This window comes from Citrobacter sp. Cpo061, assembly GCF_030332845.1.
In the GTDB taxonomy this organism is placed as follows: domain Bacteria; phylum Pseudomonadota; class Gammaproteobacteria; order Enterobacterales; family Enterobacteriaceae; genus Citrobacter; species Citrobacter portucalensis.
This window is the reverse complement of record NZ_JAOWHB010000050.1, coordinates 150,600-163,545: the sequence shown is the minus strand read 5'-3', so window position 1 is coordinate 163,545 and position 12,946 is coordinate 150,600. Positions and strand designations below refer to the sequence as shown.

At 50.8% G+C, this 12,946-nt stretch carries 15 protein-coding genes; 3 read left to right on the top strand and 12 right to left on the bottom strand.

Going from position 1 to position 12,946, the window contains the following annotated elements; all coding sequences use genetic code 11:
• Positions 1-35: 35 nt before the first annotated feature.
• The 4 genes from OGX97_RS15700 to OGX97_RS15685 all read right to left on the bottom strand — a co-directional run bounded on the left by OGX97_RS15700 (position 36) and on the right by OGX97_RS15685 (position 2,365).
• Positions 36-713 (bottom strand): AroM family protein, encoded by a 678-nt coding sequence (locus tag OGX97_RS15700; protein ID WP_003830963.1) that lies wholly within the window; start codon positions 711-713, stop codon positions 36-38.
• Positions 714-959: 246 nt separating this feature from the next.
• Positions 960-1,151, bottom strand: a complete 192-nt coding sequence (gene yaiA / locus OGX97_RS15695; protein WP_003021472.1) for a protein YaiA — start codon at positions 1,149-1,151, stop codon at positions 960-962.
• A gap of 26 nt (positions 1,152-1,177) precedes the next feature.
• Positions 1,178-1,723, bottom strand: coding sequence for a shikimate kinase AroL (aroL, locus tag OGX97_RS15690; RefSeq protein WP_008783910.1), 546 nt, complete (start codon positions 1,721-1,723; stop codon positions 1,178-1,180).
• Positions 1,724-1,909: 186 nt separating this feature from the next.
• Positions 1,910-2,365, bottom strand: coding sequence for a YaiI/YqxD family protein (locus OGX97_RS15685; RefSeq protein ID WP_008783909.1), 456 nt, complete (start codon positions 2,363-2,365; stop codon positions 1,910-1,912).
• 273 nt (positions 2,366-2,638) lie between these two features.
• Between OGX97_RS15685 and proC the strand changes: the two genes are divergently transcribed.
• Complete coding sequence (proC, locus tag OGX97_RS15680; protein ID WP_003021462.1) at positions 2,639-3,448, top strand: pyrroline-5-carboxylate reductase; 810 nt, start codon at positions 2,639-2,641, stop codon at positions 3,446-3,448.
• Positions 3,449-3,465: 17 nt separating this feature from the next.
• Here the strand turns inward: proC and adrA are convergent, their stop codons facing one another.
• The 5 genes from adrA to OGX97_RS15655 form a co-directional block, all read right to left on the bottom strand.
• Positions 3,466-4,581, bottom strand: a complete 1,116-nt coding sequence (gene adrA / locus OGX97_RS15675) for a diguanylate cyclase AdrA (protein WP_167820347.1) — start codon at positions 4,579-4,581, stop codon at positions 3,466-3,468.
• A gap of 91 nt (positions 4,582-4,672) precedes the next feature.
• On the bottom strand, positions 4,673-4,993 hold the full coding sequence (gene psiF, locus OGX97_RS15670; protein WP_003830956.1) for a phosphate starvation-inducible protein PsiF: 321 nt from the start codon (positions 4,991-4,993) through the stop codon (positions 4,673-4,675).
• Positions 4,994-5,090: 97 nt separating this feature from the next.
• The gene (gene phoA, locus OGX97_RS15665; RefSeq protein WP_008783904.1) at positions 5,091-6,506 is read right to left on the bottom strand and encodes an alkaline phosphatase; all 1,416 of its coding nucleotides are present in this window, start codon (positions 6,504-6,506) and stop codon (positions 5,091-5,093) included.
• A 104-nt stretch (positions 6,507-6,610) separates the two neighbouring features.
• On the bottom strand, positions 6,611-6,853 hold the full coding sequence (locus tag OGX97_RS15660; protein ID WP_057068908.1) for a sigma-S stabilization anti-adapter protein IraP: 243 nt from the start codon (positions 6,851-6,853) through the stop codon (positions 6,611-6,613).
• A gap of 248 nt (positions 6,854-7,101) precedes the next feature.
• A complete protein-coding gene (locus OGX97_RS15655) occupies positions 7,102-8,298 on the bottom strand; it encodes a multidrug efflux MFS transporter (RefSeq protein WP_100272851.1) in 1,197 nt (398 codons plus the stop codon).
• Positions 8,299-8,599: 301 nt separating this feature from the next.
• On the opposite strand from OGX97_RS15655, the gene ddlA reads away from it, so the two are divergent.
• Complete coding sequence (ddlA, locus tag OGX97_RS15650; RefSeq protein ID WP_100272916.1) at positions 8,600-9,694, top strand: D-alanine--D-alanine ligase; 1,095 nt, start codon at positions 8,600-8,602, stop codon at positions 9,692-9,694.
• A 23-nt stretch (positions 9,695-9,717) separates the two neighbouring features.
• On the opposite strand, the gene OGX97_RS15645 is transcribed toward ddlA, so the two are convergent.
• The gene (locus OGX97_RS15645) at positions 9,718-9,936 is read right to left on the bottom strand and encodes a DUF2754 domain-containing protein (protein ID WP_003830949.1); all 219 of its coding nucleotides are present in this window, start codon (positions 9,934-9,936) and stop codon (positions 9,718-9,720) included.
• A 264-nt stretch (positions 9,937-10,200) separates the two neighbouring features.
• Between OGX97_RS15645 and OGX97_RS15640 the strand changes: the two genes are divergently transcribed.
• Positions 10,201-10,524: a DUF2755 family protein gene (locus OGX97_RS15640; RefSeq protein WP_032942507.1), complete on the top strand. Its 324-nt coding sequence runs from the start codon at positions 10,201-10,203 to the stop codon at positions 10,522-10,524.
• On the opposite strand, the gene OGX97_RS15635 is transcribed toward OGX97_RS15640, so the two are convergent.
• Both OGX97_RS15635 and sbmA read right to left on the bottom strand, forming a co-directional pair.
• The gene (locus OGX97_RS15635; protein ID WP_279850380.1) at positions 10,509-11,612 is read right to left on the bottom strand and encodes a DUF1615 domain-containing protein; all 1,104 of its coding nucleotides are present in this window, start codon (positions 11,610-11,612) and stop codon (positions 10,509-10,511) included. The genes OGX97_RS15640 and OGX97_RS15635 overlap by 16 nt on opposite strands.
• Before the next feature lie 15 nt (positions 11,613-11,627).
• Positions 11,628-12,848, bottom strand: coding sequence for a peptide antibiotic transporter SbmA (gene sbmA, locus OGX97_RS15630; protein WP_003021430.1), 1,221 nt, complete (start codon positions 12,846-12,848; stop codon positions 11,628-11,630).
• Positions 12,849-12,946 lie beyond the last annotated feature (98 nt).

The following is a 12,946-nucleotide window of genomic DNA, read 5'->3' as shown; positions in this document are numbered from 1 at the left end:
ATATAGGGGGCTGACGTTCCACCTGTCACGCAAAATTACGCCAGCAATTCCGAAGCCAGTCGGGCAATCAACACATTGGACAGCAGAACCGGGACATCCAGCGACTTTTGCAGTAAATCACGATGACGTTGATGAAACCCCAGGCAGTCCAGCATAAGAACATCAGCACCTTGCTCAAGGAGATATTTCCCGGCATCAATCAGCTGTTGTTCAGAACCTTCTACTGGATTCGCCACGGCGTACACTGGCGGAGTTTGTAACACCTGCCACTTTTGTGTCTGGGCTTTGAGCAATTCAGCAACAGGAACAATGACCCCAACCTGATGCCCTTCGACAATCGAAGCCACTAACGGGGGAATAATGCGTATAGGTTCCAACAAGATACTATTGCGGGCGGTCAGACGGGTAATTGAGGCGGTACTCATCAGCAGGATCACATCAAATCCCTGATTATCGAGAACCTCCACAATGCTTTGCAGCGAGCGTTCCACTTTCTGACGTGAGACATGAGCAAGTTGGTGGTCGCTAAGCAGCGTTAATAACAGCTCGTCACCGGGTGAAGCCCCGTACTCGGCCATCACATCTTCTCGCTGCATCTGCCCCAGCAGACTGTGGTGAGTAATGTGCTGTTCATCAATATATTCCGTCAGGAGCGGTAACATCTCACACATCGGCACAACGCCAATCGTGAGGATAGCCAACGACGTACTCATTTGTTGCTCCACCGTCTTCTTACTTTGCTGTGAAATCCCGGATAAGTGCCGGGCGCTGACCTGTGCTACAAATGCTCAAAAGCGTAGCAGTAGATCGGCGGTGTATTGTGTAAAGATTCCAGATCATTCCAGTACTGGATTGTTATTGTTTAATTTTCAATTTTTACTGTATACGGCGAAATTTAAAAAAATGTGATGCGCGCCCGGACTGGCACTTTTAAGACTCGTGCCAGAGCGGTCTTCATATCAGGTTTTATCGGGGTCTTCGTAGCGTTTTTTAGCATCCATCGCTTCCTGAGCTGAAGGATGCTCACTGATCAACGAATTCGGTTTAGGGTGATCGGCACGAAGTTGATACCAGGTTACCGTCTGACCTGGCGTCCCTTTTTCAACCGTAACAATGGTCGCTTGACGTGGATAAGGTGGTTGTGTCGGCATAGTTCTTCCTTTTCACTGGATGAACATTAAGTATAGACACCGCCCTGCAACCGTGGCGCTGCCTGCGCCAGTATCCCAAGAATGTCTTCCACTACCTGCGAAGGTGGATTGGTGGCATCAACGATATAGTGCGCAGCCTCACGATACAAAACATCGCGCTGGGCGAGCACTTCCTGAACCTCTTCGGTCAACGGTTTGCCGGTTAGAGTCGGTCGCAATCCTTCTTCAGGCGTGGCCTCCAGACGATCAACCAGTACCGATACCGGTGCGCTTAGATAGATAACCACGCCGTGGCTGCGCATGTAATGACGATTAAATTCGGTAAGAATGATACCGCCGCCGGTCGCAACAACCGTGGCAGGAGCGGTGACAGCCTGCAGAGCGGTCGTTTCCTGGGCACGAAACCCTTCCCATCCTTCTCTTTCGACGATTTCCGCCACGGTCATTTGCACGTGCGATTGCAACCAGCGATCGGTATCAACGAACTGGAAATCAATAGCCTTTGCCAGCGCCATACCGGTTGTCGTCTTACCACACCCCCGGGGGCCAACAAGAAAAAGAGGTTGCGTCATCACAGAATTTCCCCAGAGAGCCGCCAACAAGCGGGATCTGATGCGGTTAAAAATATAATCATATCATCAAACTAGTACATCGCCAAAACCGTAAAGAAAAAATTACAGAAAGAATGGCAAGATGAGTTAACCCCTACTATAACAAGAATTCACAATGAATAAAGTGTAAATAATAAATTACACACTCTATTTTCTACGCTGAACTTCCAGCCACCACTTATCCAGTTCAGCCGCAAAATGCTGTCTGTCGCGGGGCGAAAGGCTGTCCGGCCCCCCGGTCTGGATACCGCTGGCACGCAGTGTATCCATAAAATCACGCATCATCAGACGCTCGCGGATCGTCGCTTCGGTATAACGTTCGCCGCGCGGGTTAAGCGCCGCCGCACCTTTTTCAATCACTTCAGCCGCCAGCGGAATATCTGCCGTTATCACTAAATCACCGGCGCTGCACTGACGCACAATCTCGTTATCAGCCACGTCAAAGCCCGCAGGCACACGTAATGTGCTGATGAAACGCGAAGGCGGGACGCGCAGGCTTTGGTTGGCCACCAAAACAAGCGGCATTTGCATGCGCTCAGAGGCGCGGTACAAAATGTCTTTAATCACATTCGGACACGCATCGGCATCCACCCATATTGTCATAACTTCTCCCCACTGGTGTGCTGTCGCACATTGTCGCGTGCTTTTACTTTCAGGCAAAGTGCTGTTTCTCCTTCTGAACATATTCATTCCGCGCTAAGCTTAGCTTTCCCAGATTTACCCTAAATAATTCGGGTTGCAGGCAGGCGGCAAGAGAATGAGTCCGGATGAGCTTACTCTGGTAAGTGATTCGGGTGAGCGAACGCAGCCAACGCACATGCAACTTGAAGTATGACGGGTATAAAACAATGAATATCATCCATAGGGAGTGACAAGATGGACAAGAAAATTGGTTTTATCGGCTGCGGTAATATGGGCAAAGCCATTCTTGGCGGCATGATCGCCAGCGGCCAGGTTCTCCCCGGACAAATCTGGGTCTACACCCCTTCCCCCGATAAGGTCGCCGCGCTACACGACCAGTACGGCATTAATGCGGCGCAGTCTGCACAAGAAGTCGCGCAAATCGCTGATATTGTTTTTGGGGCCGTAAAACCAGGCATCATGATTAAGGTGCTGAGTGAAATTACCTCCAGCCTGAACAAAGATTCCCTGGTCGTCTCGATTGCCGCAGGCGTCACTCTCGATCAACTTGCCCGCGCGCTGGGTCATGACCGTAAAATCATTCGCGCGATGCCAAACACGCCATCGCTGGTGAACGCCGGAATGACCTCCGTCACGCCAAACGCCTTAGTCACGCCGGAAGATACGGCCGACGTGCTCAATATCTTCCGCTGCTTTGGCGAAGCTGAAGTCATTGCGGAGGCAATGATTCATCCGGTCGTTGGCGTCAGCGGTTCAGCACCGGCCTATGTATTTATGTTTATCGAAGCGATGGCAGATGCCGCCGTTCAGGGGGGGATGCCCCGCGCACAGGCTTATAAATTTGCAGCACAAGCGGTAATGGGTTCGGCGAAGATGGTTCTGGAAACGGGTAAACATCCTGGCGAATTGAAGGATATGGTGTGCTCGCCGGGTGGAACCACCATTGAGGCGGTACGCGTCCTGGAAGAACGCGGTTTCCGTTCATCGGTGATTGAAGCGATGATTAAGTGCATGGAGCAGTCGGAAAAACTCAGCCGCTCCTGAGTTAACACCGCCGGACGTCAGGCCGCCGCTTCAGTGCGGTTACGTCCGGAATTCTTTGCTTTGTAGAGAGCCATATCTGCTGATTTTAACCATTCTCGATAGTGTTCAGTTTCAGACGTCAGCGGCGCAACGCCCACGCTAATGCGCAGGTCAACCTGCGGCGCGCAGGATAAACGCAGTTGGGTAAGCCGTTCGTGAACACGAGACATCGCTGCAATCGCGCTGCTCGCTGACGTGCCACACATGATTACCGCAAACTCATCACCGCCAAAGCGACCAATCACATCGCTACCGCGTAAGGTCATCTGTAACTGGCGGGTCAGTGCAACAATGGCCTGATCCCCGACGTCATGGCCCCAGGTATCATTGATACTCTTAAAATGGTCGATATCGATGATAAGGAGCGTGGCATCACGCTGATGGCGGCGGCAATTATCAAATTCATTCCGCAGCAACAGTTCCCAATGACGTCGGTTATAAACCCCGGTCATCCCATCTCGCGTACTCATAATCTGTAAGCGACGTTTATGTTCTGCCAGCCTGATGAGCGTCTGGTAACTCACCCAGGCAAACAGCAACGGGTAAACCACTAACACCGGCAGCGACAGCAGCACACTCAGTTGCGTACTGCTAAAAGCCACGGGAATATCCGTTAACTGTAACGTCACCAGGCAGGAAACCACCATCAACACGGCGCCTGCGATGAAGACACGCATACCCCCTGCGCCCATCAGGTTGATACAGATAATCATCAACAGCGCCGTGGATGGCAGCAAGTTTATCCCCATAATCCCCATCCACATCCCGGCGAGAATGGCATCGGCTTTTAAGTTGGTATATTCGCTATGCAGTGGATCGATAGCTTTACTTGCCAATTGCCATGCCAGATGCGGCCAGACAAACGCCCATCCCACCAACAAAAGCCACCAGCCTCCGGTTATTGGCTGAGAAACTAATACCGACGCGATAGGGAAAAACATTCCCCCCAGTCCCACCGCTCGCGGCAGCCTGATTCGTCGGGCAAATCGCAGACCGGAACGTTGGTGGTCATTTTGATGAAGCAATATAAATGCTTCATTCGGGACGACCTTCTTTTGATAAAAGTTTTCATCATTCATCGTATTTGGGAATATTCTGAAACAAATTTCCCAAATTATAGGAAGGGGTCTGGTGGCGGAAGTATGATATTTCGGGTGAGCGATTTTACCTGCTCACCCGGAAGTGCTAAGCAGATTTTTTCAGGCAAGCGCTCATAAACTTATTACGATCATCGCCTTTCAGAGACTGTTCCGTCGCCTTAACGTTGCATTCACGCATTTTCTGCTGCTGCGGCGTCAGGCTTTTTTCCTCAGGCGCAGATTTACTGTTTTTCAGGCAATCACTCATGTAGGTCTTACGCGCATCCCCTTTTAAGGTCTGCGCCGTGGCCTGCTGATTGCAGGTGGTCATACGCTGTTGTTGCGGGGTTAACGTCTTCTCGGCAGCACCGACGGTAGTTAAAAAAATAAGGCCAAAGAGTAACGTCATTAATAATGTAATTTTCATAGCACCATCCTTTTCTGAACGACGACACACAGGTAAGTTTGGCTGCTAACGATAAAAATACCACCCGACGGCAAAAGTATTGCCGTCGGGTGTCAGCTTATTTCAGTCCTAACGCCGCTTTCATAGTGTAAAACAGATCGGTTTGATCGGTCAGGCCAACCACATTCGCCGCATGAGGGCCATAGGCTGCAATACGCAGTTGGCTGCCGGTGTGCTCCTGGGACTCTTCTTCAGAGTTGCCATAGCTGATGACCATCACCGCGCCATCTTTAGTGTTCAGCGCCTGCGTTAAACCGGGTGCTTTAGTATCCGGTGCGACAATCTGGCTGGCATGCGCGTGGTCAGCGGTTACCACAACCAGGGTGTTGCCATCTTTCTTCGCAAAGGCAAGTGCACGCTGCACCGCTTCATCCAGATCGACCGTTTCACCAATTTGTCCACACGGGTTAGCGGCGTGATCTTGTTTATCGATCGACGCGCCTTCTACTTGCAGGAAGAAACCTTTCTCATTTTTGCTTAACAGCTCAATCGCTTTATCCGTCATCTGCGCCAGCGTTGGCACGCTGTCGTTACGTTTTGGATTTGGCGTACAGGTCACTACCGGCTTATCCAGGTTGCCGTGATAAGACGCTTTCGGCCCTTCCCAACGCACTGGCATATTACCGTCTGAGAACAGACCCAACAGCGGTTTATCCTGATTCGCTTCGCTAACAGCCGCCAGCGTCGCGGCATCACTCACCATCTGGTAACCACGGGCCTGGGCTTGTTCTCGCAGCGTTTTACCCTGCCACTCACCTGCCGTAGCGGTTTCAGTAAAAGTCTTTGCTCCGCCGCCTAACGTAACATCCGCACGAGCATTCAATAATTGTTCGGTAATTGACCCTTTACCGCCTTTTTCCAGCGCGTTCGTCGGGCATTTTTCAGCCGTCACGCTCGGACCATAGCATTTACGCGAAGTGACATGGGCAACCAGTGCGGCCGGTGTGGCATCCTGCAATTCAGCCGTGGAAACGTTGCCTGTCGCCAGACCTGCCGCTTTGGCCATTTCCAGAATCGTGGTGTGATCTTTTTCATGAATATCCACACCCAGCGCCCCGTTATAGGTCTTCACGCCGGTTGTCCATGCTGTCGCAGATGCTGCTGAATCTGTCACATAATCGGGCTTGCCCGTTTTCTTATCCAACGCATAATGTGTGTATTGTCCGGTCAACGGTAAAGCATCAATACCTTTAAAAAAGCCGCCCGCGCCTTCAGCATAATTTCGCGCTGCCGTTATTTCGGAGTCGCCCATCCCATCGCCAATCAGTAAAATTATATTTTTGGCCGGTTTATCGTTCAGGGATTCGCGCAGAGCTGCCGTTTGATCGGCAGACAATCGGCGAGCGCCACCCGGCGTGGTGATATCTCCCTGAGCAGCACGATTATCCATAACCGCTACAGTAGATGTTTCTGCATTAATAACCGGGGTAAACAGCAAAGGTAACAGGGCAATAGCCAGAGCGCTTTGTTTCACTTTATATTCTCCATGTATAAATACGGTAAAATTAAAACAAAGCGACTATAAGTATTTGATGTGACACTTTTATGATAATTTGTGGCTACCCCACCACAGATGGATCACAACGCTTTTGGTACGCACTCGCCAGCATTATGTATGTTCGTCAGAAACGCGGGCATGCGGTTTCCGCCAGCCAGCGCCCCCTCAATTTGACGAATAAATATTTGCCGATCGTTCCACGCCATATTGCTCAGCATTTCGATGATTACCCGCTCTAACGTTTCGACCTGTGCCGCCAGATCTTGCGATTCTTCTTCTTTTTGCGCGAGCTTAAGTAACAACTCAGTGACGAGGTTTTTCATTTGCCTATTCCCTTAACAAAATATGGGTCACGTTATCATTAAGGCTCACGACTGCCTAGAGGATGAAAGTTGTATTTTTATAAGAAATAAAACGATTTGCGAAAACAATCACAACACAAAATAAGGGAAAATGAGTCCTGAAGCAGAATGATTCAATATAAAAAGGTAAGAAAATTAATAATCACACAAATATATAATACACAATTATGGATTAACAACGCTGACAAGCAGCGTTGTTAATCAGGACCTCAACGAGCCGCGCGCCGACGTCGCAACGCGATAGCCAGTTGCCAGATATTGATAAGCACAATGCTTGCTGTAGCAATGAACACCCAACGGAACCCCGCCATTGCCGAAACCGTTGCCCCCATCAATGGCCCTGCGACGTTGCCAAGGTACATAAATGACTGGTTATAGCCAAAGATGCGTCCGGTTATCTGGTCGCTGGAGTATTTCACCAACAGCGTCTGCACCGCCGGCAACATCGCACCATCAGCAAAGCCGAGCAGAAAACGTAGAATTCCCAACTGCAACGGCGTGGTAACCCACGACATGGCAAAAAACAGCACCACCGCGAAGATTAACGTCGCCATTAAAATCCGCTCAGTACCAATACGGTCGCCTAATTTACCAAGTCGGGGCGCGGAAATCAGAGCAGAAATGCCCGGTACTGAGGCTATCAGCCCACTGAGAAAAGCAATATTCGAACTGTCCGGGACCATTGATTTAATAAACAGCGCCAGAATAGGCCCAATTGAGCCGTTACACAGTTGAATCACCATGGTGGTAAAAAACAGGCTGATCACCAACGCTGGATGCGAAAGCGAGGCAAACACGGCCTTCCCACTCAGACGTTCGCTTTTTTTAATCGTCGGGCGAACGCCCTCTTTGATCAAGAACAGTGTGACCAGAAAACTCACCACCAGCAAGGCGGCGGTAATACAGAATACCGCTCGTAAGCCAACATGATCGGCGATAAAGCCTCCCATCAGCGGTCCGCCAATGACGCCGCTAATTTGCGCCGTAGAGAGCGTACTCAGCGCCCAGCCGCTGCGCTCGCGTGGAACCTGGGACGCAACCAGCGCCATCGCATTAGGAATATAGCCGGAGGTTAACCCCATCACCCCGCGCAGCAGAAAAAGCTGCCAGACGTTAGTGGCAAATGCCTGTAGCAAAATCGCAATGGCCATCCCCAGTGAGGCCCGCAGCAGCATCAGCTTGCGTCCTTTGCGGTCGGCCAGACTGCCCCACATCGGAGAAACAATGGCTGAAATCAGGAAGGTGACGCTGAACGTTAATCCGGACCACATTGATAGCGCTTCATGCGAGGTCACGCCCAGTTGGGAGATATAGAGTGGTAAAAAAGGCAAGATTTGGCTAATCGCCAGTCCGGTAAAAAAGCATCCGAACCAAACGGAAATAAGGTTTACTCTCCAGGATTCCATAAGGACTCATAACGATAAGTAGCTGAAAACTGCGAGCAGCTTAACAAATTACTTAGCCGAATAAGGATCCACAGGTGCGATAAATCACAGTTTAGGATTTTATCTTCCCGCTCATCATATTTGTGATACAGCTCACATCAAACCCATGTTATAAACAGGGGATTGTGCTTCCCGCGCGATCTGCGTGTATGTCCCCTTCTAATCCCCTGTCATTCGACAAAACAATCTGCCAGAAGCCGAGGAAACCTGCGTTTTGTCGTGGTAATGTATGTGCTTTGCATTCATGGAATGGGTTTTTAAGATGGCAAAGTTGCGGGTAGGAATCGTATTTGGTGGTAAATCAGCGGAACATGAAGTGTCATTGCAATCGGCAAAAAATATTGTCGATGCCATCGACAAGACTCGCTTTGACGTTGTGCTGTTAGGTATTGATAAACAAGGGCAATGGCACGTCAGCGATGCCAGTAACTATCTGCTCAATTCAAACGATCCGGCGCATATTGCGTTGCGACCTTCTGAGACCAGCCTGGCGCAGGTACCCGGTAAACAAGAGCACCAGTTGATCGATGCACAAAACGGTCAACCGCTACCGACGGTCGATGTTATTTTCCCAATCGTACACGGTACTTTGGGTGAAGATGGCTCTCTGCAGGGCATGCTGCGCGTGGCGAACCTGCCGTTTGTCGGTTCTGATGTGCTGGGTTCTGCTGCCTGTATGGATAAAGACGTGACCAAACGTCTGCTGCGTGATGCCGGGTTAAACATCGCGCCATTTATTACACTCACTCGCGCGAATCGCAACAGCATCAGCTTTGCCGAAGTGGAATCCCGCCTGGGTCTGCCGCTGTTTGTAAAACCGGCCAACCAGGGATCGTCCGTTGGCGTCAGTAAAGTAACCAGCGAAGCCCAATACGATCAGGCCGTCGCGCTGGCATTTGAATTCGATCATAAAGTCGTTGTGGAGCAAGGGATCAAAGGCCGCGAGATCGAATGTGCGGTACTGGGCAACGATCATCCGCAGGCCAGTACCTGTGGCGAGATCGTGCTGAACAGCGATTTTTACGCTTACGACACTAAATACATTGACGATAACGGTGCCAAAGTTGTCGTTCCGGCAGCAATTGCGCCAGAGATTAACGATAAGATCCGCGAAATCGCCATTCAGGCCTACCAGACTCTGGGCTGTGCCGGTATGGCGCGCGTGGACGTCTTCTTAACTGCTGAAAACGACGTTGTGATCAATGAGATCAACACGCTGCCTGGCTTTACCAACATCAGTATGTATCCGAAGCTGTGGCAGGCGAGCGGTTTAGGCTATACCGATTTGATCACTCGCCTGATCGAACTGGCGCTGGAACGCCATGCTGCGGATAGCGCGCTGAAAACCACTATGTAAACCCGTCAGGATGCCTGATAGAGCTATTGGGCATCCTTTGCTTCATCATCTTCAACGCGGCGGCGGATGATTAATCCGGCCAGCCAAAAGCTAATCACCCAGGTCACCAGCCCCACCGCATAGGTTTGCCATCCCTGCGCTTCAAAACCTAATAACCCCACCACGCCATTCAGAATAAAGATAAGCCCAATAGCGAAGGCATAGTAGTGCCAGTCTCGGCGGATTTTTACAGGCAGGTTCATAACAGCTCCGGTGGAAATACAACACAGTAAGGCATCCTCGCACATTTCCCCGAGGGCGTCTGTGGCCTGTGCGGAATTTCTTAAATGTAACTCAATTTAACTTAAGGTTACATAATTGTGACCGCCAACAAAAAACCGAAATCCAGGAATAATCTCTACCTGAAATTACCATCATTCTGATATTGACATTGCCGATCACCTGTCAGACTCACTCTCAGTTCCAGGCATTACGTCAAAAAAAGCAGGTTATTTCCGGAGGTCTTTATGGCTGATTTTACGCTCTCAAAATCCCTGTTTAAGGGCAAGCATCGGGATCCCTCCTCCCTGCCCGGCAACATTGCGTATGCCGTATTCGTGCTGTTTTGCTTCTGGGCAGGTGCACAGATTTTAAATCTGTTGGCCCACGCGCCCGGCATCTATGAAGAACTGATGCAGCTACAAATGCAGGAGACAGGACGCCCGCGGGTTGAAATCGGTTTAGGCGTCGGTACCCTCTTTGGACTGATCCCCTTCCTGGCCGGAAGCCTGATTCTTGGCGTCATAGCGGCGGTCATGCGCTGGCGTCACCGTCATCATAAAGATGACTGATTCATACACTTCGCCCGACGGTCATCCACCCGTTTAGCAAACCACGCAGTAGTCAGATTACGCGTGATCTTCGGGCTTTCCAGTTGAATGCCCGGCAGCATTTCACGGGGTAACGTTTTCCCGGTCTTCGCTTCCGCCAGCTTATAAACCTTTTCGTACAATGCGGTTTTTTCAAAGGCCAGGCTGTCACCTTTTTGCAGCTGCTGGCGGATCTCACTCTCGCTCATCCCTAGCTTCCCGGCCAGTTTACGTACCGCCAGCTCCGTTTTGCCCGGCTCACTGCTGCCATAGAGAATCAAATCCCCGTCCATCGCCAGCTTCACTCCGCTGGCTTTACTGACCGCATTCTGGAAAGCTGCATTACGGCTCGCATACCATCCGGCATTAAAATCGGCGAAACGGAAGATTGGCTTACTGTAATTCGCCGGGTAGTTGAGCAGATGATACGTACCGAACCACAACCCACCACGGCGGCTAAACACTTCCTGACGTACCGTCCCCGCCATTTTCCACGGATACCCGCTGGTGTGCTGCTCAGCAAACGCGATACTGACCTGCATTGGACCACCGGTATGTACCGGATTAAGCGATCCGAACAATGTCTGCCCCATCGGTACCATGTTGATGAAATCATCAAAGATGGCACTAAGCTGTTTTTCCGTCTTCACCGTATCCAGACGCTCGCTGTAGCTTTTCCCCGTTGGCGAGTTAATCTTTAGCGCGGTATGAACGACAAACAGCGGGATATGCATGCGTTCTGCGCGGCGATCAATCTCTTTCCAGGCGATTTTGCTTAAACCAGGAACAGCCGGATCGGCCTGGAAGTTTGACTCCTGCTGCGCTACCGCCAGCACCGAACAGATGTTTTCAACCGTCGGTGCCAGCTTCTGGCTTTCAAAGGTCTTTGCCAAATCCTGCGCCCACGCGTCCCGGTCTTTCACGCTGGCGGGCATTTTCTGGCGCACCACGCTCGCCACATCGACGGCTTTCTCCCCCTTTTTTAGCGGCTGCGCAGGTTGGCTACTACATCCCACCAGCACCAGTGCTGCCAGACCAGACAAGGGGTAAAGACGGGAAACCGTCGACATAACATCTCCTTATTATTAACTCAGCGTATGGGTAACTTCCTGAATATCCTGACCATCAAGCTCGCGTTCAAAGCTGCGCAGACGCTTATAAATAGACATCAGTTCTACTAACGTTGTCCAGGAGTTAATCAGATACTGGAACGAGCCGCGCACCTGGCCAAACACGTTAGTGATTTGCGTCATCAGGCCGAGCGTAATCGTACCGGCAACAATCGACGGAAACAGCAGGAACAAGCCGAAAACGTTATCAACCTGCAGGTAAAGAATACGGGCAATATTGAAGTACATATAGTGAAAATAGAGACGGAAGTAGTTTTGCCGTACCGCATGGAACAGTTCACGCACCGTCGGTGGCGTCGCACGGTTGCCATCATCTTCGCCATAGACCAATTCTTTACGATAGGCCGCTTCCACGCGCTGGTTTTTAAACTCCAGCCCGGGAAGTTTTATCCCGACCACGGCCAGTAAACCGGTTCCCATCAGCGACCAGACAATCGCGGCAATCACCAGGCCATAAGGCACATGTCCAACAATCGGCAGGTCAGGAACATGGGCAGAGAGCGTAACCAGTACAGGCAGGAAGGCAATCAGCGTCATAATCGCGTTGATAAAGCTGACGCCCATATCTTCCAGCGTAGAAGCAAAACGCATGGTGTCTTCCTGTACACGCTGTGCTGCGCCTTCGATGTGACGCAAATGCTGCCAGTGCGCCATATAGTGTTCGTTCATCGCGGTACGCCAGCGGAACACATAGTGGCTGACGAAGAAGTTGTTCATCACGCCAATGACTACGGCTATCAGCGCAATACCGAGAAAAATGCCCACTTCATGATAGAACTGCTCAATCTTCACCTTGTGTGGTGCGCTGAGCGCAGTTTGAATCAGGTCATAAAATGGCGCATACCAGGCGTTGACGGCGACGCCGACTTCAACCAGAAACCAGGTCACAAAAATAATCAGCGATGTGCCCAGAATAGACCAGTACTGCCAGCGGTGTGGACTGTAGAGAAACCAGAACAGCGCGAACACCCCGACACAAAGAATGTAGTACGCATAAAAAATCAGGTAATCCAACGACCAAAAACGCGCTGCGCTAATAGGTACGTCTCCCGACGCGCCGGTAATATGTGCAACCCAGGCTCCCCCACCTGCTTGCCAGAATACAACGGCGACCAGTGCCCAAATAAATGCCGAAATAAAGAACGGCCCCGGCTTTGGGAAAAAAGACTTAAACATAGTGCTCTCCTGCTAACTTCTTATCGTTATGACGACTGCTGTGCATTTGCCACCGTAGAGTGCGGAGGCCAGACGGCTTACGCCCAAAAACACAAGCT